This is a genomic window from Aquipuribacter nitratireducens (assembly GCF_037860835.1).
GTDB lineage: Bacteria > Actinomycetota > Actinomycetes > Actinomycetales > JBBAYJ01 > Aquipuribacter > Aquipuribacter nitratireducens.
In genome coordinates this window covers 412646-433045 of the sequence record NZ_JBBEOG010000003.1, presented here as the reverse complement: position 1 = coordinate 433045, position 20400 = coordinate 412646, and the positions used below count along the sequence as shown (strand labels likewise).

Below are 20400 nucleotides of genomic sequence, written 5' to 3'. Positions count from 1 at the left end.
GGGTCGGGTGGGGGGGCTCAGCGGGGCGGCGTCAGGCCGAGGTGGCGGACGACCGCCGCCGCGCCCCGCCGCCCCGACACCAGCGCCCCCTGGATGGACGGGGTGTCGCGGTGGTCGCCGACGACGAAGCGCCCGTCGGTGAGGTCGACCGGGCGCCGCACCGCGAGCGGGGGCTCGGCGCGGGGCAGGGCCCTCGGCACCTCGTGCACCGCCACCTCCTCGCCGAGGAGCGCCGGCGGGACACCCAGGACGCGCGCCGCCTCTCCCCGCACGTGCGCGAGGGCGGCGGCACGGTCCTCACCGAGCGTCCCGAGGACGCTCGTCGCGACCAGGTCGCGGCCGCCCCGCAGCGGCGCCGGGAGGTACGACGGGGCGCTGCGTGACACGACGACCGTGTTCACCAGCCCGAGGCGGCGCCGGTGCGCGCCGCCGCCGTCGACGTGGAGGTACGGCGCCCGCCGTCCCAGCGGCAGGGGCTCGGGCGTGAGGTGCCAGACGGTCGTGAGGGCGCGCTCGCCCGGGGCCGGGCGCTGCAGGAGCGCTGCGGTCGTCGAGGCCTCGGCGGCGAGCACGACGCAGCGGGCGCGCAGCTGCTGCTCCCCGGCCGCACCGGTCACGGGCCCGTCGGCGGTCGACGTGCTGAGGGTCCAGGCGTCCCCCGTCGGGGTGACGGCGTCGACGCGGACGCCGGTGCGCACGGTGTCCGGCGGCAGGAACGAGGCGACGGTGTCGGGCAGTGCCTGCATGCCCCCCGCGGGCAGTCCGGGGGGACGCCCCAGCGCGGCGAGGACGAAGGAGCGGAGGACCAGGTCGACGTAGCGGCGCGAGGTGGAGCCCTCGGCGTCGGCGAGGGTGCCGGTGAGGAACGGCTCCACCACCTGCCGGCGCAGCGGGCCGGTCAGCCCGGCGCGGTCGAAGGCCTCGTGCCAGCCCACGTCCGGGGCGTCCTCCAGGCGCCGCACCGGCGAGAGCACGGCCCGCAGCGCGAGCCGCACGACGCCGAGCAGGTCGCGGGCGTCCAGCAGACCGGAGCGGAGCATGCCGGGCAGCGCGGCCGGCTCGCGGACGGGGTCGGCGAGCAGGGTCGTGCCGGTGCCCGGCCTGGTCGTCGCCACCCCGGCGGGCAGGGCCTGGAGCCCCAGGTCGTCGACGTCGAGGAACCACGGCAGGACGGGGTAGGCCGGGTTGAGCAGCTGGAATCCGCGGTCGGCGTAGACCCCGTCGGTGCTGTCGGTGCGCACCCGGCCGCCGACCGCGTCGCCTGCCTCGAGCACGACGACGTCGAGCCCGGACCCCATGAGGCCGCGCGCGGACGCGAGACCCGCGAGACCTGCGCCCACCACGACGACGTCGGCGGCGGCCGGGACGCCGGACCGCGCCACGTGCGCGACGGGGCCGCCCGGCGCGTGGACCGAGGGGACCCCCGGCGCGCGTACCGAGCCGGGGCCGCCGGGGGCGGAAGGGTCGGCTGGCACGGAGTGCACGGTAGCCGGAGGCCTGTGGACGACGCCTGCGGGGAGGGCCCCACCCGTGGTGGGCTGGTCCCGTGGTCGGGCAGGGCGGGACGCGGGCCGGTGGCGCGAGGGTCGTGGGGACGCTGGCGGCGCGGCTGTCCGCGCGTGGCTTCCTGCCCGCGCGCGAGGTCGGCGACCTGGTCGTCGCGGTCGCCGAGGCCCTCGCCGTGCTCCACGCACGAGGCGCCGCGCACGGCGCCGTCCACCCCGGAGGCGTCGTGCTCGACAGCGCCGGACGACCGCGTCTCGCCGTGGCGCGGGCGGTGGCCGGCACCGGTGGTGGTCCGACGGGCTACGCGGCTCCTGAGTCGCTCGCGGGCACGGGAGCGACGCCACCCGCCGACGTGTACGCCCTCGGGGCGGTCGCGTGGGTCGCCCTGACCGGTGGGCCGCCACCACCGGCGGCCGAGGACCGGCTCCCGCTTCGGCTGCTGGCCCCCGAGTGCCCGGACGCGCTCCTTGTCGCCATCACCGCCGCGCTCGATCCGGACCCGGCGCGTCGCCCGACCGCCGCCGAGCTCGCGCGTGCCGTCCGGGGACCGGCGCCGGCGCGCCCGCGTCACCGACCACGGGGTCAGGAGCGGACGCGACCGACGTCCCCGAGGCGGGCGGGACCCGGCGCGCTGGTCGCGCCGGGCGCCGGCGGTGTCCTCGCAGCGCTCGTGCTGGCGCTGGTGCTCGTGGCGCCGACGCTCGCGGGTGACGCCCCCGGTCCTTCCCCGGAGGTGGGCGCCCCGGAGGTGGGCCTCCCGGCGGCGTCGGATCCGTCGGTGCTGCACGCGCGGGTGCGCACGCTCGTCGCGCAGCGCGAGGCCGCGCTGCGCGGCGGGGACCTCGCCGCGCTCGCGGACGTCCACGCGTCGGGCTCGGCGGGCCTGGCGGCCGACCGGCGGGTCCTCGCGGGCGGTCCTGTCGCCGTCCGGTTCGACGTCGTGTCGGTCGTCCCGGTGCCCTCCGACGCAGCCGACGGTACGAGACAGGTCGTCGACGTCGAGCTCGTCACCCGCCCCGCCGCCGGGCCGGCGCGTCGAGAGCTCGTGCGGCTGGTTCTGGGCGCCACCCGCGGTGACCGGTGGGTCCTCGTGGCGGTGGGGCGGCGGTGAGGTGCGGCTACTGCTCGACGAGCCAGCGGGCCGCGTTGTCGAGGTCGGCGTGGACGAAGTCGAAACCCGCCTCGGACAGCACCTCGGGAACCATCCGCTGGCTCGACGTGACGTCGTCGGCGAACTCCCCGAGCACCACCCGCAGCGCGAAGCCGGGCACCGGGACGACCGTGGGACGACCGAGCGCCCGGCCGACCGCGCGGGTGACGTCCCCGTTGCGCGCGGGACTGGGCGAGCCGAGGTTGACGGGCCCGGCGACGTCGGCGTCGAGGAGGAACTCGATCGCGCGCACCTCGTCGAGCAGGGTGATCCACGGCCACCACATCCGGCCGTCGCCGATGGGTCCGCCCACACCGGCGCGGAGGATCGGCAGCAGCCGGCCGAACGCGCCGCCGCCCCTCGCCATGACGAGCCCCGTGCGCAGCAGCACGGTGCGGATCCCGGCCTCGCTCGCGGGCAGGGTCTCCGCCTCCCACGCCTGCACGACGTCGCTGAGGAAGCCGTCGCCCTTCGCGGAGCCCTCGAGGAGCACCTCCTCGCCGCGGTCCCCGTAGTAGCCGACCGCCGAGCCGGAGAGCAGGACGCCCGGCGCGGGGTCCAGCTGCGTCATCGCCCGCACGATCGTCCGGGTGCCGTCGACCCGGGACCGGAGGATCGTCTCCTTGTAGGAGTCGGTCCAACGGTGGTCCCCCACGCCGGCGCCGGCGAGGTGGACCACCGCGTCCGTGCCCGCGAGGCCCGCGAGGTCGACCGTGCCCCCGGCGGGATCCCAGCGGACCTCGTCCGGGGCCCGGACGTCGCGTCGGACCAGGCGGACGACGTCGTGCCCGGACGTCCGCAGGGCCGGGACGAGCGCCGAGCCGATGAGGCCCGACGCCCCCGTGACCGCGACCTTCACCGCGCGCGGCTCACAGCCCGAGCGCGGACTCGAACGCGCCCTCCTCCAGACGGCCCTTGACCGCGGAGAGGAAGCGGGCCGCGTCGGCGCCGTCGACGATGCGGTGGTCGTAGGACAGCGCGAGGTACACCATCGAGCGGATCGCGATGGAGTCGTTGCCCTCGCTGTCCTTCACCACCGTCGGGCGCTTGACGACCGAGCCGGTGCCGAGGATGCCGACCTGCGGCTGGTTGAGGATCGGCGTGTCGAACAGCGCGCCGCGGCTGCCGGTGTTGGTGAGGGTGAACGTGCCGCCGCTGAGCTCGTCCGGGCTCACCTTGTTGTCGCGCGTGCGGGCGGCCAGGTCGGAGATCTTCCGGGCGAGCCCGGCGATGTTGAGGTCGCCGGCGTCCTTGATGACCGGCACCAGCAGGCCCCGCTCGGTGTCGACCGCGACGCCCAGGTGCTCGGCGCCGTGGTAGACGATCTCCTCGCCGTCGATGCTCGCGTTGACGACCGGGTACTGCTTGAGGGCCTCGACCGCCGCGAGGGCGAAGAACGGCAGGAACGACAGCTTGACGCCCTCGCGCTCGGCGAAGCGGTCCTTCGCCCGCGCGCGCAGCGCCGCGACGCGGGTGACGTCGACCTCGACGACGGTGGTGAGCTGGGCCGACACCTGCAGCGACTCGACCATCCGCTGGGCGATGACCTTGCGGAGCCGGCTCATCTTCTCGCGGGTGCCGCGCTTGGGGGACGCGGCGGCCGTCGGCTTCGGGGCCGAGGCGGCCGGCTGCTCCGCCTGGGCCGCCGGGGCCTCCGTCGTCTCCTGCCGCTGCGCCGCCGGCTCAGGCGTGCGGGCGGCCTTGTCGGCGGCGTCGGCGGCCGCGAGGACGTCCTGCCGGCGGATGCGCCCACCGACGCCGCTGCCGGTGACGCTCGACAGGTCGACGCCGCGCTCGGCGGCGAGCTTGCGGACGATGGGGGTGATGTAGCCGCTCTGGTCCCCGCCGCCGACGGCCGTCATGCCCTGCGACCCGGAGCCGGCGCCCTCGGACGTCTGGCCGGCCGGCGAGGTGTACTGCGCGGCGGCGGAGTCCTCGGCCGTGGGGCCGCGGTCGCCCTCGCCGGCGGCGTCCGCCGCCTGCTCCTTCGCCTCGGGCGTGCCGGGCGTCTGCTCGGGGCTCGCCTCGGCCGCGGCGTCCTCGACGTCGGCCGCGGGCTGCTCCGGCTCGGGTTCCTGCTCCTGGGCGGACGGCTCCTCCCCGCCCGACGAGTCGCTTCCGCCCGACGAGTCGCCTCCGGCCGACGGGTCACCGACCACGACGAGCGCCGCCCCGACCTCGGCGGTCTCGTCCTCCTGGACGAGGATCCGCAGGACCGTGCCCGCGACGGGGGAGGGCACCTCGGTGTCGACCTTGTCCGTGGACACCTCGACGATCGGCTCGTCGACGTCGACGGTGTCGCCCTCCTGCTTGAGCCAGCGGGTGATGGTGCCCTCGGTGACGCTCTCCCCGAGCGCGGGCATGACGATCTCCGTGCCGCCGTCGCCCTCCTGCGTGTCCGCGTGCGGCTTCTCCGCGGGGGCGTCCGCGGCGGCGCTCGGCGCCTCCGCGGGCTCGTCGGCGTCCTCCTGGGCAGCGGCCTCGTCGCCGGGGCCACCGTCGCCGGCGTCCTCGGTGGCGGGCTCCGCGTCGCCGCCGTCATCCTCGCTCGCGCCACCGTCACCGGTGTCGTCGCCACCGCCGTCGCCCCCGGAGGCCTCGGACTCCTCGCCGATGACGGCGATCTGCGCGCCGACCTCCGCGGTCTCGTCCTCGGGCACCGAGATCTCGAGCAGCACCCCGGCGACGGGGGACGGGATCTCGGTGTCGACCTTGTCGGTCGCGATCTCGACCAGGGGCTCGTCCTGCTCCACCCGGTCGCCGACCTGCTTGAGCCATCGCGTGACCGTCCCCTCGGTGACGCTCTCGCCGAGGGGCGGCATGTTGACCGGGTTCGCCATGTCTGGTCGTCCTCCGTGGGTGTGGTGCGGCGGCTGTGGGGTCGGGGTCAGGCGTGGGAGTGCAGCGGCTTGCCGGCGAGGGCGAGGTGCGCCTCGCCCATCGACTCGTTCTGCGTCGGGTGGGCGTGGACGAGGGAGGCGACGTCCTCGGGGTAGGCCTCCCAGCTCACGATGAGCTGCCCCTCGCCGATCTGCTCGCCCATGCGGGCGCCGACGGCGTGGACGCCGACCACCGGGCCGTCCTTCTCGCGGACGAGCTTGACGAAGCCCGCCGTGCCGAGGATCTGGCTCTTGCCGTTGCCGCCGAGGTTGTACTCGTACGTCGCGACGTTGTCGTCACCGTACTTCTCCTTCGCCTGGGCCTCGGTGAGACCGACGCTCGCGATCTCCGGCTCGGAGTACGTGACCCGCGGCACCTCGACGTCGACGACCGGTGCGGGGTCGAGCCCGGCGATCTCCTCCGCGACGAAGATGCCGTGGGCGAAGCCGCGGTGCGCGAGCTGGAGGCCCGGGACGATGTCGCCGACGGCGTACACGTTCTCCACGCCCGTGCGGAGGCGCTCGTCGGTGGGCACGAAACCGCGCTCGACGGTGATGCCCGCGTCCTCGTAGCCGAGGCCCTCCGTCACCGGGCCGCGCCCGACGGCGACGAGCAGGAGGTCGGCGCGCAGCTCGTCGCCGTTCTCCAGCGAGACGGTGACGCCGTCGTCGTCCTGCGTGGCGCCGGTGAACTTCACGCCGGTCCTGAAGGAGATCCCCCGCTTGCGGTACGCCCGCTCGAACGCCTTCGACACGGCCTCGTCCTCGGCCGCGACGAGCCGCGGCAGCGCCTCGACGATCGTCACCTCGGCGCCGAAGGAGCGCCACACGCTCGCGAACTCCACGCCGATGACGCCGCCGCCGAGGACGACGACCTTCTGGGGGACGTGGTCGAGCGCGAGCGCGCCGTCGCTCGTGATGATGCGCCCGCCGATCTCCAGCCCCGGCAGCGTGCGGGCGTAGGAGCCGGTCGCGAGCACGACGTTGCGGCCGCTGAGGCGGCGGCCCTCGACCTCGACGGTGTGGGCGTCCGCGAGGCGGCCCGTGCCCTCGACGTAGGTGATCTTCCGGCTCTTCACGAGGCCCTGGAGGCCCTTGTACAGCCGGCCGACGACGCCCTCGCGGTACTTCGTGACGGCGGGCACGTCGACGCCCTCGAGGGTCGCCTTCACGCCGAAGTGCTCGGAGTCCCGCGCGGCGTCGGCCACCTCGGCGGCGTGGAGCAGCGCCTTCGTCGGGATGCAGCCGCGGTGCAGGCACGTCCCGCCGAGCTTGTCCTTCTCGACGAGCGCGACGCTCATGCCGAGCTCGGCCGCGCGGAGGGCGCAGGCGTAGCCGCCGCTGCCACCGCCGAGGATGACGACGTCGAACTGGTCGGTGTCCTGGTCAGGCACTGGGGCTCCTCGTTCCCCGCCCCGCTGGGGCGGCTGTGCTCCGGGCGGTCGGTGACAATCCAACCACCTCAGGCCGAGCGGTTCTCCAGGAGGCGCACGAGCGTGGCGACGGCCGCGCCGGTGCCCCCCTTGTGGACGTGGTCGAAGGCGCCGCCCTCGTTGAAGCCGGGCCCGGCGATGTCGACGTGCGCCCACGGCAGGTGGTCCTCCCCGCCGGTGGGGACGAACTCCTTGAGGAACACGCCGGCGGTGAGCATCCCGGCGTCGCGCTTGCTCGAGATGTTGGCGATGTCGGCGACCGTGGAGTCCATCGTCGGCCGCAGGTGCTCCGGCAGCGGCATCGGCCACATCTCCTCGCCCGCGACGTCGGCGTTGGCGACGACCTCGCTGCGCAGCGCGTCGTCGTTGCCCATGACACCGGACACCCGGCTGCCGAGGGCGACGACCTGCGCGCCGGTGAGGGTCGCGACGTCGACGAGGGCGTCGGGACGGGGCGAGAGCTCCGTCGCGGTGACGATGGCGTCGGCCATGACGAGACGGCCCTCGGCGTCGGTGTTGAGGACCTCGACGGTGCGCCCGCCGTACATCGTGATGACGTCGCTGGGACGCTGGGCGCCGCCTCCGGGCATGTTCTCCGCGAGGGCGAGGTAACCCGTCACCGCCACGGGCAGCTGCAGCCGCGCGGCCGCGACGACCGTCGCGAGGACGGCCGCGGCCCCGGCCATGTCGGCCTTCATGCCGGGCATCGACGCGGGCGGCTTGAGCGAGATGCCGCCGGTGTCGAACGTGATGCCCTTGCCGACGAGGGCGACGTGCGCCTTCGCGCGGCTGGGAGAGTACGACAGGGTGACGAGCCGCGGCGGCCGCGACGAGCCCTGCCCCACGGCGAGGATGCCGCCGTAGCCCTTGCGGGCGAGCTGCTTCTCGTCGAGGACGCTCGCCTTGACCGGCAGGGAGCGCACGGCCTCCTCGGCGCGGTCGGCCAAGGTGCCGGGGTGCAGGTCGAGCGGCGGCGTGTTGACGAGGTCGCGGGCCAGCGCGACGGCCTCGGCGGTGACGACGCCCTGCTCGAGGGCCGACTTCGTCGCCTTGTCCCGGCGGCCGCCGGCGTGGACGAGCACCTCCCGCACGCCCTTCGTGCGTCCGTCGTCGTCCTTGCTGCCCTTGCCGGCGCTGTCGCGGGTGGCGCCCTTGGCGAGACCGGACTTGTAGGCGGTGAAGCGGTACCCGCCCAGCAGGGCGCCCTCCGTCACCGCGCGGACCTGCTCGGCGCCCTCCGACGGCAGCACGACGAGGACCGTCGACGCCTTCGAGACGGCGCGCACCGCGGCGCCCGCGGCGCGACGCAGGACGTCCGTCGACGGGGCGTCCTCGTCGTCGGTGCTCCCGAGCCCGACGAGCACGACCTGGTCGACCTCGAGCCCCTCGACGCCCGGCAGCCGCAGGGTCGTCGAGGCGGAGCCGGTGAAGTCGAGCGCCGCCGCGGCGGCCTCGAGGGCGTGGACGCTGTCCGACGGGAGGTCGTCGACCGCGACCGCGGCGCCGTCGGAGGTGCTCACCATGCCGACGACGGCGGCGTCCGCCTCGACCGCCGACAGCTTCTTCGTCGTGAGGGCGGCGGTGGGGACGGTCGGGTGCGGGGCGGTGGCGGGGCTCACGGGGCTCCTCTCCTCGTCCCGCGCGGCGCGGGACGTGCGGCGTCTCGGCGGCTGCCCGTACCGCGACGCGCCTGCAGGGGGGGCGCCGCCGCAGGGCACGGGGCTGACTGCGGGGTGAGACTACGGTGCCCGCGTGGTCGACACCTCTTCTGCCCTGGTCCGTCCGCCGCTGCACGCCGCCCACGAGGCGGCCGGTGCCCGCCTCGCGGAGTTCGGGGGGTGGCTCATGCCCGTCGAGCACGGCGCCGGCACCCTCGCCGAGCACGCCGCGGTGCGCGAGCGGGTCGGTCTCTTCGACGTGTCGCACCTCGGCACGGTCCTCGTCCGCGGCGACGGCGCGCTCGCGCACGTCGACTCCGTGCTGAGCAACGCGCTGTCGCGCATCGAGGCGGGTCAGGCGCAGTACACGCTGTGCCTCGACGAGTCCGGGGGGATCGTCGACGACCTCATCGTGTACCGGGTCGCCGACGACGACCTCGTCCTCGTGCCGAACGCCGCCAACGCCGCGGAGGTGGTGCGGCGGCTGCGCGACGGGGCACCGGCCGGCGTCGAGGTCGTCGACGTCCACGGGGACGTCGCCGTGCTCGCCGTCCAGGGCCCGCGCAGCGACGCCGTCCTCGCGGCGGCCGGGCTCCCGCACGGCCACGACTACATGTCGTTCGTCGTCTCCGGCGACGCGACGGCGGGTGCCGAGCGGACCGTCGTGTGCCGGACGGGGTACACGGGGGAGCGCGGCTACGAGGTCCTCGTGCCCGCGGCCCGCGCGCTCGAGGTGTGGGAGCGCCTCCGCGAGGCGGTCGCCGCCGAGGGCGGCCTGCCGGCGGGGCTCGCCGCCCGCGACACGCTGCGGACGGAGATGGGCTACCCGCTCCACGGCAACGACATCTCGCGGGACGTCAGCCCCGTGCAGGCGGGGCTCGGCTTCGCCGTCGGCTGGCGCAAGGAGCGGTTCACCGGCCGCGACGCCGTCGTCGCGGAGAAGGAGTCCGGCCCGGCGCGTCGCGCGACCGGCCTCGTCGCGACCGGACGCGGGGTGCCCCGCGCCGGCATGGCCGTCCACGTGCCCGCCGCCGAGGGCGGCACGGCACCGGCCCTGGGCCCGCGGGTCGGCACCGTGACGTCCGGGACGTTCTCCCCGACGACCCGCACCGGCATCGCGCTCGCGCTCCTCGACACCGCCGCAGGACTGTCCGACGGCGACGAGGTGGTCCTCGACGTCCGCGGGCGCGTGCTGCCGTGCCGCGTGCAGCGCCCGCCCTTCGTGCCGTCGCACGTGCGCGACTGAGTCGCGCCGGCCTCAGGTCAGGGCTCCTCGGGCTCCTCGGGCTCCTCGGGCTCCTCGGGCTCGTCGGGCTCGTCGGGCTCGTCGGCCCCGTCGGGCGTCTCGAGCTCGTCCGGCTCTTCCGGCTCCTCGGGCTCGACCGGTTCGTGGACCGGCCACGCGGCCTCTGTCGTCACGGTGCCGAGCGCGACGGCGACGGCGCTGCGGAGCAGCTGCGCGGCGAGCACCCCCGCGAGACCGCTGCCGGCCCGCACCCCGAGGTCGAGCACGGGTGTCATCGCGAACGTCTCGAGGGCGCGGTGGACCGCCGGCTCGTCGGTCCGCTCGGCCACGAGCCACCACTGCCGGGCGACGGGGGCGACCCGGTTCGCGAGCACGCCCGCCGCCACGGCGAGGGGCCCGTCGAGGACGACAGGGACGCGGCGGGCCGAGCAGCGCAGCAGGAGCGCCACGGCGGCCGCCAGGTCGGGCGAGCCGACGGTGCACAGGACGCTGGCGACGTCCCGCGGACGGGCGCGGGCGCGGCGCAGGCCCTCCCGCACGACCACGGCCTTGCGCATCCACGCGGTGTCGTCGACCCCGCTCCCACGCCCGACGACGTCGAGCACCGGTCGGCGGAGCACCGCCCCCACGGCCGTCGCAGCGGTCGTCGTGGTCCCGACACCGACGTCGCCGAGGACGACGAGGTCGTGACCCTCGGTGAAGAGATCGTCCGCGAGGTCGGTCCCGAGGGCGAGTGACCGCTCGAGCAGCGCCTCGTCGAGGGCGTCCTCGACGTCGAAGGGGCGGGCCCGTGGGCCGCGGGGGCCCGCGACGTCGACCTCGACGACACGCACCTCACCGGGCAGCAGGGCGGCAGCGGCGCTGACGGCGGCGCGGCCGTCCCGGACGGCGCGGGCGGCGACGGCGGTGTGACCGAGGGGCAGCGCCGACACGCCCCGCGCCGCGACGGCGTGGTCCGCGGCGAGCACGACGACGCCGACGCGTCCGGGGGGTGGGGCCGTGGGCTCGCCGGTCACCCCGGCCCACCAGACCGCGAGGCGCTGCAGTGAGCCGAAGGAGTCGGGCGGGCCGAGCAGGTCGTCCAGACGACCCCTCGCCCGCTGCTCGGCCCCCCGCGACGGCGGGCGCAGGTCGCCGACGAGCTCCTGCAGCGCCGCGGCGGCCGTGCGGGGAGGCTCGGCGTCCTCGGCGAGAGCCTCCGCGCGCGTGGGCGGCTCCGGCTGGGGCTCGACCGGCGTGTCGCTCGTCACGGCCCAGAGTGTGCCCGGCGACGGCGCCCCTGCCGTACGGGCCCCGTGTTCACGGGCCTCGGCCCGGGGCGGCGGGGCCTCACTCTTCCCCGACACGGCGTCCGCGCCAAACGTCGGGTTCGTCACAGGATTGGAGTGTGCGTCCGAATGGGTAGCAGTTCTAGTGTTCCCAACCGCCGTCGCCGACGGCTCCCGGGCATGCCCCGGGCACGCGCACTTTTCGGGAGGAAACATGCGCAGGACCATCTCCGGTGTGGCCGTCGCCACGCTCGCCAGCGCCACCCTGCTCGCCGGCTGCGCCGACGACGGGGCGACCACCGACCCCGCGGTCGACGACCCGGCGGTCGAGGACACGGCCACCATGATGGACGACATGGCCACCATGGAGCCCACCGACGGCTGAGCCGTCGCCACGTCGTCCGCCGGGCCCACGTGCCCGGCCGTGACGGCCCACGAGCCCGAGGCCGGGCAGGACGCCTACGTCCTGCCCGGCCTCAGCCGTTCCCGGGTCAGGTCCGTGGCCATGGGGTCCGGTTTCCGGACGTCGTGGTGAGCGGGGCCGGGCGTGCGACGCCGTGTGGTCCGGTTTCCGGACGTCGTGGTGAGGGAGGACGGCCGACCGACGCCCGGCGGTCCGGTTCCCGGACGGTGTGGCGCGGCGGCCGCCCCCCGCTAGCGTGACGACATGAGCGCTGGTCCGTGGTCCTGGCGGTACGAGGCGACGGGCGGGACGGTGCTCGACGACCCCTCGCTACCGGCGGCCGCCTTCCCCTCGCAGGCCGAGGCGGAGTCGTGGGTCGGTGAGACGTGGCGGGAGCTCCTCGACGCCGGTGTGGACGCCGTCAGCCTGCTCCACGGCGACGAGGTCGTGTACGGGCCGATGAGCCTGCACCCCGCCGAGGGCTGACCGGGACGAGCGCCCCGGCCCGCCCCCGACGGGGCGGTGCTGGTCCGCCGTGGCTCAGCGCCGTCTCTCAGGAGGCGACGCTGCGACCTCGCGGCATGCCCTCGCGCGTGCGCGCCGGGTCGGTCTCGACGACGTCGCCCAGGACCTCGTCGATGCGGGCCATCACCTCGGCCGGCAGCGTGACGCCGGCCGCCTTGACGTTCTCCGTCACCTGCTCCGGCCGCGACGCGCCGATGATGGCGGCGGACACGTTGTCGTTCTGCAGCACCCACGCGACGGCCAGCTGCGCCATCGAGAGGTCGACCTCCTCCGCGATCGGCTTCAGCCGCTGGACGCGCTCGAGGACCTCGTCCCGCATGAACCGCTTGATCATGTTGGCGCCGCCCTTCTCGTCGGTGGCGCGGGAGCCCTCGGGCAGCGGCTGGCCCGGCACGTACTTGCCGGTGAGCACGCCCTGCGCGATCGGTGACCACACGATCTGCCCGAGGCCGAGCTCGCGGCTCGTGGGGACGACCTCCTCCTCGATGACGCGCCACAGCATCGAGTACTGCGGCTGGCTCGAGACGAAGGGGATCCGCAGCTCGCGCGCGAGCGCCGCCCCGGCGCGGATCTGGTCGGCGGTCCACTCGCTGACGCCGATGTAGTGCGCCTTGCCGGAGTGGACGATGTCGGCGAACGCGCTCATCGTCTCCTCCAGCGGCGTGGTGACGTCGAAGCGGTGCGCCTGGTAGAGGTCGACGTAGTCGGTCTGCAGCCGCCTCAGCGACGCGTCGATCGACTCCATGACGTGCTTGCGGCCGAGGCCGGTGTCGTTGTGGCCCTTGGGCCCGGTGGGCCAGTAGACCTTCGTGAAGATCTCGAGGCTCTCGCGGCGCTCCCCCTTGAGGGCCTCGCCGAGGACCGTCTCCGCGGCGGTGTTCGCGTACACGTCGGCGGTGTCGAAGCTCGTGATGCCGGCGTCGAGGGCGGCGCGCACGCACGCTCTCGCCGCCTCGTTCTCGACCTGGGAGCCGTGGGTGAGCCAGTTGCCGTAGACGATCTCGCTGATGACGAGGCCGCTGCGGCCGAGGTGTCGGTAGTCCATGCGTCAATCACACACGGACGCCGACCGGGACGCGAACCCGGGGGGTCAGCTGCGCGGCGTGCCGCCGTGCGCGACCTTCGGCACCGGGCGGCGCATGCGCCGCATCTGCGTCGCGCGCATCACCGCGTACATCCGCAGCCCGCGCTCCTGCGCCGCCGCGTCGCCGAACCGCTCCGCGACGGCGGTCTTCACCGTCCGCGCCAGCAGGAAGCAGTCGAGCACGAGCACCGCGAGCACCGTGTACATCGCGATCGCGGCCACGACCGTCGTCTGCGGGAGCACCGAGAGGAACAGCACGACGAACGCCACGGGCAGGAAGTACTGCCCGACGTTGCGACGGCGGTCGACGAGGTCGCGCACGTACCGCCGGACGGGCCCGCGGTCGCGGACCGGCAGGTGCCGCTGGTCCTCGGTCTGGTAGGCGTCGAGGACGCGGGCCTGCTCCGCGCGCCGTTCCTCGCGCGCCCGCTTGAGGGCGAGCTTGCGGTCGTTCTGCACGAGCGGGCGGCGGTTGGCTGCCTCCGCCGCCGCGCGCTTCGGGGTCGGCCGGCCCTTGGCCCCGGGACGCTGCTCCACGGGCGAGGAGTCCTGGGTGGGCGTCTTCGAACCACGGCCGAACATGCGATGAGGATATCCGGCGGGCCGGTACGGTCTCGCCTCGTGCCCGAGCCGACCCGCCAGCCACAGTCCAGCCCGCTGCGACCCCCGGCGGCCGACGTCGTCGAGGCGACGCGCGAGCGCGTGGCCGGCCTCGTCACCGGCACCGTCGAGACCCTCGAGCGGCTCGTCCGCATCCCGTCGGTGAGCGCGGCGGCGTTCGACCAGGCGCACGTCGAGGCCTCCGCCGATGCCGTCGCGTCGCTGCTGCGGGACGCCGGCATGCCCGACGTCGAGGTGCTGCGCGCCCCGCGGCCCGACGGCACCCCGGGCGCCCCCGCCGTCGTCGCCCGCCGGCCGGCGCCACCCGGGGCGCCGACCGTCCTGCTGTACGCCCACCACGACGTGCAGCCCCCGGGGGAGGCGTCACGCTGGACGAGCCCGCCGTTCGAGCCGACGCGGCGCGGGGAGCGGCTGTACGGGCGGGGCGCCGCCGACGACAAGGCCGGGATCTGCGCCCACCTCGCGGCCGTGCGCGCCCACCTCGCTGCGCACGACGACGGCGGCGGTGTGGGGCTCACGGTCTTCGTCGAGGGGGAGGAGGAGGTCGGCTCGCCGTCGTTCCAGGCCTTCCTCGCCGAGCACGCCGGGCTGCTGCGCGCCGACGTCCTCGTCGTCGCGGACTCGACGAACGCGGCGGTCGGCACCCCGGCGGTCACGACGACGCTGCGGGGCCTCGTCCAGGCGGTGGTCGAGGTCCGGACCCTCGACCACGCCCTGCACTCCGGGATGTTCGGCGGAGCCGTCCCCGACCCCGCCGTCGTCCTGCTGCGGCTCCTCGCCTCGCTCCACGACGCCGACGGCGGCGTCGCGGTGCCCGGTCTGGGCGACATGCCCCCGCACGCGCGGGCGGCGGCCGCCGCGCAGTCGCCGTACCCCGCGGAACGGTTCCGCGAGGAGGCGGGAGTCCTCGAGGGCGTCGCGCTCGCCGGCGCGGGCGACGACGACGTCGCGGAGCGGGTCTGGGCGGGACCGGCGGTGACGGTCATCGGGCTCGACCTGCCGTCCGTCGAGCACGCGTCGAACACCGTCCAGCCGGTGGTCCGGGCCCGGGTGTCCGTCCGGGTACCGCCCGGTGCGGACCCCGCGACGGCGTTCGACGCCCTCCGGCAGCACCTGCTCGCGCAGCCGGCGGGCGGCGCCCGCGTCGTCGTCGAGAGCGAGGAGCAGGGTCACGGCTTCGCCGCCGACACCGCGACGACCGGGTACGCGGCGGCGCGCTGGGCGCTCGGGACGGCGTGGGGCAGCGAGCCCGTCGACATCGGGGTCGGCGGCTCCATCCCGTTCATCGCCGACCTCGACCGCGTCATGCCGGGGGCCGCGGTCCTCGTCACCGGGGTCGAGGACCCGGACTCGCGGGCGCACGGCATCGACGAGTCCCTCCACCTCGGCGAGTTCGCGAGGGTGTGCCTCGCCGAGGCGCTCCTCCTGGAGGCGCTGACGCCGCGGGCCTGACGCCGCGGGCCTGACGCCGCGCGACCGACGCCGCGCGACCGACGCCGCGCGACCGTCGGCCCCGACGCTCAGTCGCGGGCCGTCGGTCCGGGCAGCGCGAGCATGCGGTCGAGGCCCACCTTCGCCCAGCGGGCGGTCTCCTCGTCGACGACGACCCGGTTGACGACCCGCCCGGCGGCGAGCGACTCCAGCGCCCACACGAGGTGCGGCAGGTCGATGCGGTTCATCGTCGAGCAGTAGCAGACGTCCCGGTCGAGGAAGTGGACGTCCTTGTCGGGGTGGGCCGCCGCGAGCCGCTTGACGAGGTTGAGCTCCGTGCCGACGACCCACGACGAGCCCGGCTCGGCCCGCTCGATCGTGCGGATGATGAGCTCGGTCGACCCGACGACGTCCGCCCGGGTCACGACCTCGTGCCGGCACTCGGGGTGGACGAGCACGTTGATGCCGGGCACACGCTCCCGGTAGGCGTCGACCGCCTCGGCGCTGAAGCGGCCGTGCACCGAGCAGTGGCCGCGCCACAGGATCATCCGCGCGCGCTCGAGCTGCTCGCGGGTGAGACCGCCACCCGGCCGCCACGGGTCGAAGACGACGCAGTCGTCGAGAGAGAGGCCGAGGGCGAGCACGGCGGTGTTGCGACCGAGGTGCTGGTCCGGGAGGAACAGGACCTTGCCCGAGGTCGGGCCCTCGGCCTCCACCCCGCCCACCTGCTCGAAGGCCCACCGCAGGGCCTGCTCGGCGTTGCTCGAGGTGCAGACGGTGCCGCCGTGGCGGCCGGTGAACGCCTTGATGGCCGCGGAGGAGTTCATGTACGTCACGGGGACGGTCCGCTCGGCGACGCCGGCGTCCTGCAGCACGCGCCACGCGTCCTCGACCTGCGTGATCGCGGCCATGTCCGCCATCGAGCAGCCGGCCGACAGGTCCGGCAGGACGACGGCCTGCTCCGGACCCGTCAGCATGTCGGCGCTCTCGGCCATGAAGTGGACGCCGCAGAACACGACGTACTCCGCCTCCGGCCGGGCGGCGGCGTCCCGGGCCAGCGTGAACGAGTCACCGGTGACGTCGGCGAAGGCGATGACCTCGTCGCGCTGGTAGTGGTGACCGAGCACGAAGGCCCGGTCGCCGAGCTCCGCGCGGGCGCGCTGGGCCCGGGCCACGAGGTCGGGGTCGGAGGGGGCGGGCAGGTCGCCGGGGCACTCGACGCCCCGCTCGCTCGCGAGGTCCCGGCCGCGCCCGAGCAGCAGCAGCGACCCCGGCACGGCGGGGGTCGGCAGGGCCGTGGCGGTGGTGCCGGTCGTGGTGCTCGTCACGCCGTCAAGTGCAGCACACTGCCGGGGTGCGCGTGGTCATGGCCCCCGACAGCTTCCGCGGCACCCTCAGCGCCCCGGAGGCGGCGACCGCGCTCGCCGCCGGGTGGCGCCGGCACGCTCCCGACGACGAGGTCGTCGAGCTCCCGATGTCCGACGGCGGTCCCGGCTTCCTCGACGCGGTGCGGGCGGCGTTGCCCGGCGAGCTGGTGCCGTGCACCGTCGGCGACCCCGACGGGCGCGACGTCCCCGGGGCCGTCCTGCTCGTCGGTCCCGCCGACGACCCCGCCGGTGTCCTCACCGTCTACGTCGACACGTCCCAGGCGGTCGGGGAGCACCTCGACCGCGGCAACGCGTCACGCGCTGTCGCGTCCCGCACGAGCCGCGGGGCCGGGCAGCTGCTCGCCGCCGCCCTCGCGCTGCGACCGGAGCGCCTGGTGGTCGGGGTCGGCCGCGCCGGGGTGCTCGACGGCGGCGCCGGTGCCATCGCCGCGCTGCTCGGCGAGGGCACAGGTGACGCCCCCGGTGACGACGTGCGCGCCGTGGCGGACGGCGGCCTCGTCGCCGCCGCCGCCGCGGACGGCGCCGCGCTCGCCGGGCTCCGTGACCTGCGTGACCGGCTCGCCGGGGTTCACCTCGTCGTCGCGACCGACACCGACGCCCCGCTCGTCGGTCGGCACGGCCCCGTCCGGGGCGCCGGCCCCGCCCTCGGGCTGCGGGGGGACGACCTCCGCTCCGCCGAGGCCGCGATGACGGCGTGGGCGACGGTCCTCGTCGACGCGCTCACCGCAGCCGGGGCCGCCGACCCCGGCCGGCTCGTCGCCCTGCCGGGCGCCGGCGCGGGTGGTGGGCTCGGCGCGGCTCTCCTCGCGCTGGGGGCGGAGCGCGAGCCGGGCGCGAGCGTCGTGGCCGAGGTCGCGCGCCTGCCCGAGGCCGTCGCCGACGCGGACCTCGTCGTCACCGGGGAGGGGGCCTTCGACTGGGACTCGCTGCGCGGTCGGGTCGTCGGCGCGGTGGCCGACGTCGCCGGGAGGCACGGCGTCCCCGTCGTCGTCGTCGCGGGGCAGGTGCTCGTCGGCCGTCGCGAGCTCGCGGCAGTGGGGGTCGAGTCCGCGTACCCGGTCGCCGCCGAGCCGCGCCACGTGCCGGCCGCTATGGCCGACCCCGCCGGCACGCTCGCCGCCCGTACCGAGCGTGTCGCGCGGACCTGGCACCGGTGAGGGGCTGGGGCGCGCCGCACCCGGGCGGGCGGGGGAACACGCGTGCGCCCCGTAGCATTGGACCCATCGGGAGGCGGCGCCACGGCGTGCCCCCGGACCGCAGACCCCGGCCACCCAGGAGCCGAACATGACCGACACCACCGCCACGACCGGCGCCACCGCCACGCACGAGGTCACCCTGACCGACGTCGCCGCCGACAAGGTGAAGGCGCTGCTGGCCCAGGAGGGCCGCGACGACCTCCGGCTGCGGCTCGCGGTGCAGCCCGGCGGCTGCTCGGGCCTCATCTACCAGCTGTACTTCGACGACCGGCAGATGGACGGCGACGCCGTCCGCGAGTTCGGTGGCGTCGAGCTCGTCGTCGACCGCATGTCGGTGCCGTACCTCGCCGGCGCGACCATCGACTTCGCCGACACGATCGAGAAGCAGGGCTTCCAGATCGACAACCCGAACGCGCAGGGCTCCTGCGCCTGCGGCGACAGCTTCCACTGAGCCACCCCTTCGACAGGGCGCTCGAGCGCGCCCCCGACGGCCAGGACCTGGTGTGCGTCGGGGGCGCGCTCGCGTCGGGGCTGCTGCTCGACGGCTACCGCCGCGGCCTGTTCGCGATGGGGGTCCGGCTGCGCCGCCGCGAGGTCCTCGGCTGGTTCTCCCCGGACCCGCGCGGGGTCCTCGAGCCCGCAGCGGTCCACGAGTCGCGGTCGTTGCGGCGCAGCTCACGCCGGTTCGAGACGCGGGTGGACTGCGCCTTCGACGAGGTCGTCGCGGCGTGTGCGGACCCCGCCCGGGACGGCGCCTGGATCGACGGGCGCTACGCCCGCGCCTACCGGGAGCTCTACGACGCGGGTCTCGCGCACTCGGTCGAGACGTGGGCCGGGGGCCGGCTCGTGGGCGGTCTGTTCGGGGTGGCGCTGGGCGGTCTCTTCGCGGCGGAGTCGAAGTTCCACCGCGAGACCGACGCCTCCAAGCACGCCGTCGTCGCGCTCTGCCGGCTCCTCGCCGCCGACCCGACGGGGCCGCGGCTCGTCGACGTGCAGTGGAGCACCCCGCACCTGGAGACCCTCGGGGTGACCGAGCTGACGCGGTCCGGCTACCTCGCCCGCCTGCCGGCGCTGCTCGCGACGCCGTCGCCGGCCGGTCTGTCGAGGCCCGGTCCGGTCGAGGTGCCGCCGCCCAGCCGGACCACGACCTCGTAGGTCTCCTCCTCGCCCTCCCGGACCTCGAGCACCGTGTGCCCTCGCAGGCGCGCCCAGGCCGGGACGTCGTGGCGGACCGCGGGGTCGGTCGCGACGACCGCGGCCACCGTCCCGGGCGCCAGGTCCCGGACCGCCGCCGCGAGCCGCAGCACGGGCAGCGGGCAGCGCAGCCCGCGCGCGTCGACGGTGAGGTGCGGGAGGTCGGCGGAGTCGGCGGTGCTCACAGCGACTCCGCACCGAGCTCGCGCCGCAGCTCCGCCACGACCTCCGCCAGGGCGGGCGCGAACCGGTCGAGGACCGCCGGGTCGGTGCCACGGGGCACGGCGACGCGCACGTTGCCGTGCGTGAGGGCCCCGACCGCGGCCAGAACGTGGCTCGGCCGCAGCGTGTCCGCGGTGCACGCCGAGCCCGACCCGACCCGGAACCCGACCGCGTCGAGGCGGCGGACGAGCTCCTCGCCCGGCACGTAGAGGGCCGAGACCGTCAGCACGTGGGGGAGGCGGTGCCCCGCCGACCCGACGACGTCGGTGCCGGGCACCTCGGCCACCCGCTCGCGCAGGCGAGCGACGAGGGCGTGGCGGGGGTCCGCGTCGCCCAGTGGTCCCGCCTGCAGGGACTGCAGGGACACCGCGGCGGCCAGCGCGGCCGGGACGTCGACGGTGCCCGGGTGCTCGCCGGGCCGCTGCGAGGCGCCTGCCTCACCGGGACCGCTGCGCCGCCAGCGGACGCCCGGGCGCAGGACGAGCAGCGCCGCACCCGGGACCGACCCCCACGCCCGGGGCGAGCCGACGAGGACGTCCCAGGCCCCGGGAACGGGCACGTGACCCAGCGAGGCGCCGGCGTCGACGAGCAGCGGCACCCCCTCGCGCCGGCACAGCGCGTGGACGGCCTCGAGGTCCTGCAGCGTGCCGATCTCCTGGTTCGCCTGCTGGACGCACGCCAGCCGTGCCCCCGGCAGGGCGTCCGCGAGGGCGTCGAGGTCGACGCGCCCGTCGCGGTCGACCGCCACCTCACGGACCTGCCCCGAGAAGCGGGCCGCGTGGTGGACGGCGGAGTGCTCCACCGCGCTGACGACGACAGGGCCGTCCGCGGCTGCCGTGGGCGCCGAGCAGCCGAGGACCGCGGCGTGCAGCGCGCGCACGTGGTCCGGCGGGAGGCCGACGAGCGCCCCCGGATCGCCCACCAGCTCCGCGAGGGCGGAGCGCACCTGCCCGAGGACGAGCCGGGCCCGCGCACCCGTGCCGTGCAGTCCCCGCTCGTCGGCCCACGCGTCGTCCAGGGCCACGCGCCACGCGTCGACCGCGACCGGGAGGGGAGGTGCCGCCGTCGCCGTGTCGAGGTCGACCGGGTCGGACGTCGTGCCGGACGTCATGACCCCGACGGTACGACCGCGGGCCCGGACCACCGGGATCGTGACCGCCGGACGAGGGCGGCGAGCCCCACCGTGGTGGCGGAGG

Annotated in this window: 19 protein-coding genes; 8 read left to right on the top strand and 11 right to left on the bottom strand. The window is 76.2% G+C overall.

Features of this window, described 5'->3' with window-relative positions:
• Positions 1-17 precede the first annotated feature (17 nt).
• The gene (locus WAB14_RS08295; RefSeq protein WP_340269090.1) at positions 18-1475 is read right to left on the bottom strand and encodes an FAD-dependent oxidoreductase; all 1458 of its coding nucleotides are present in this window, start codon (positions 1473-1475) and stop codon (positions 18-20) included.
• Positions 1476-1546: 71 nt separating this feature from the next.
• Between WAB14_RS08295 and WAB14_RS08290 the strand changes: the two genes are divergently transcribed.
• A complete protein-coding gene (locus tag WAB14_RS08290) occupies positions 1547-2617 on the top strand; it encodes a protein kinase domain-containing protein (protein ID WP_340269089.1) in 1071 nt (356 codons plus the stop codon).
• 7 nt (positions 2618-2624) lie between these two features.
• Here the strand turns inward: WAB14_RS08290 and WAB14_RS08285 are convergent, their stop codons facing one another.
• The 4 genes from WAB14_RS08285 to WAB14_RS08270 all read right to left on the bottom strand — a co-directional run bounded on the left by WAB14_RS08285 (position 2625) and on the right by WAB14_RS08270 (position 8587).
• Entirely contained in the window at positions 2625-3515 is an 891-nt protein-coding gene (locus WAB14_RS08285) for a TIGR01777 family oxidoreductase (protein ID WP_340269088.1), read from the bottom strand.
• A 10-nt stretch (positions 3516-3525) separates the two neighbouring features.
• Positions 3526-5496, bottom strand: coding sequence for a 2-oxoglutarate dehydrogenase, E2 component, dihydrolipoamide succinyltransferase (gene sucB, locus WAB14_RS08280; RefSeq protein WP_340269087.1), 1971 nt, complete (start codon positions 5494-5496; stop codon positions 3526-3528).
• Positions 5497-5543: 47 nt separating this feature from the next.
• Positions 5544-6929, bottom strand: a complete 1386-nt coding sequence (gene lpdA, locus WAB14_RS08275) for a dihydrolipoyl dehydrogenase (protein WP_340269086.1) — start codon at positions 6927-6929, stop codon at positions 5544-5546.
• A gap of 68 nt (positions 6930-6997) precedes the next feature.
• Positions 6998-8587 (bottom strand): leucyl aminopeptidase, encoded by a 1590-nt coding sequence (locus tag WAB14_RS08270; RefSeq protein ID WP_340269085.1) that lies wholly within the window; start codon positions 8585-8587, stop codon positions 6998-7000.
• A gap of 133 nt (positions 8588-8720) precedes the next feature.
• On the opposite strand from WAB14_RS08270, the gene gcvT reads away from it, so the two are divergent.
• Positions 8721-9872: a glycine cleavage system aminomethyltransferase GcvT gene (gcvT, locus tag WAB14_RS08265; protein ID WP_340269084.1), complete on the top strand. Its 1152-nt coding sequence runs from the start codon at positions 8721-8723 to the stop codon at positions 9870-9872.
• A 17-nt stretch (positions 9873-9889) separates the two neighbouring features.
• Here the strand turns inward: gcvT and WAB14_RS08260 are convergent, their stop codons facing one another.
• The gene (locus WAB14_RS08260; protein ID WP_340269083.1) at positions 9890-11122 is read right to left on the bottom strand and encodes a nicotinate-nucleotide--dimethylbenzimidazole phosphoribosyltransferase; all 1233 of its coding nucleotides are present in this window, start codon (positions 11120-11122) and stop codon (positions 9890-9892) included.
• Between the two features lie 253 nt (positions 11123-11375).
• On the opposite strand from WAB14_RS08260, the gene WAB14_RS08255 reads away from it, so the two are divergent.
• Together WAB14_RS08255 and WAB14_RS08250 are read left to right on the top strand one after the other, a co-directional pair.
• Positions 11376-11525, top strand: coding sequence for a hypothetical protein (locus WAB14_RS08255; RefSeq protein ID WP_340269082.1), 150 nt, complete (start codon positions 11376-11378; stop codon positions 11523-11525).
• A gap of 282 nt (positions 11526-11807) precedes the next feature.
• A complete protein-coding gene (locus WAB14_RS08250) occupies positions 11808-12029 on the top strand; it encodes a hypothetical protein (RefSeq protein ID WP_340269081.1) in 222 nt (73 codons plus the stop codon).
• Between the two features lie 67 nt (positions 12030-12096).
• On the opposite strand, the gene WAB14_RS08245 is transcribed toward WAB14_RS08250, so the two are convergent.
• Positions 12097-13113 (bottom strand): aldo/keto reductase family protein, encoded by a 1017-nt coding sequence (locus WAB14_RS08245; protein ID WP_340269080.1) that lies wholly within the window; start codon positions 13111-13113, stop codon positions 12097-12099.
• Positions 13114-13158: 45 nt separating this feature from the next.
• Positions 13159-13734 carry a DUF3043 domain-containing protein gene (locus tag WAB14_RS08240; protein WP_340269079.1) on the bottom strand — a complete coding sequence of 192 codons (576 nt, stop codon included), beginning with the start codon at positions 13732-13734 and terminating at the stop codon, positions 13159-13161.
• 39 nt (positions 13735-13773) lie between these two features.
• Between WAB14_RS08240 and WAB14_RS08235 the strand changes: the two genes are divergently transcribed.
• Positions 13774-15225, top strand: coding sequence for a M20/M25/M40 family metallo-hydrolase (locus WAB14_RS08235; RefSeq protein WP_340269078.1), 1452 nt, complete (start codon positions 13774-13776; stop codon positions 15223-15225).
• A gap of 68 nt (positions 15226-15293) precedes the next feature.
• On the opposite strand, the gene nadA is transcribed toward WAB14_RS08235, so the two are convergent.
• Entirely contained in the window at positions 15294-16532 is a 1239-nt protein-coding gene (nadA, locus tag WAB14_RS08230; RefSeq protein WP_377002344.1) for a quinolinate synthase NadA, read from the bottom strand.
• Positions 16533-16558: 26 nt separating this feature from the next.
• On the opposite strand from nadA, the gene WAB14_RS08225 reads away from it, so the two are divergent.
• The 3 genes from WAB14_RS08225 to aat all read left to right on the top strand — a co-directional run bounded on the left by WAB14_RS08225 (position 16559) and on the right by aat (position 18943).
• Positions 16559-17749 carry a glycerate kinase gene (locus WAB14_RS08225; RefSeq protein WP_340269077.1) on the top strand — a complete coding sequence of 397 codons (1191 nt, stop codon included), beginning with the start codon at positions 16559-16561 and terminating at the stop codon, positions 17747-17749.
• Between the two features lie 127 nt (positions 17750-17876).
• Complete coding sequence (erpA, locus tag WAB14_RS08220; RefSeq protein WP_340269076.1) at positions 17877-18239, top strand: iron-sulfur cluster insertion protein ErpA; 363 nt, start codon at positions 17877-17879, stop codon at positions 18237-18239.
• 50 nt (positions 18240-18289) lie between these two features.
• Positions 18290-18943, top strand: coding sequence for a leucyl/phenylalanyl-tRNA--protein transferase (aat, locus tag WAB14_RS08215; protein ID WP_340269075.1), 654 nt, complete (start codon positions 18290-18292; stop codon positions 18941-18943).
• On the opposite strand, the gene WAB14_RS08210 is transcribed toward aat, so the two are convergent.
• The gene (locus WAB14_RS08210) at positions 18838-19167 is read right to left on the bottom strand and encodes a sulfurtransferase TusA family protein (protein WP_340269074.1); all 330 of its coding nucleotides are present in this window, start codon (positions 19165-19167) and stop codon (positions 18838-18840) included. The genes aat and WAB14_RS08210 overlap by 106 nt on opposite strands.
• Positions 19164-20315 (bottom strand): cysteine desulfurase family protein, encoded by a 1152-nt coding sequence (locus WAB14_RS08205; RefSeq protein ID WP_340269073.1) that lies wholly within the window; start codon positions 20313-20315, stop codon positions 19164-19166. Before WAB14_RS08205 ends, WAB14_RS08210 begins: the two co-directional genes overlap by 4 nt.
• Positions 20316-20400 lie beyond the last annotated feature (85 nt).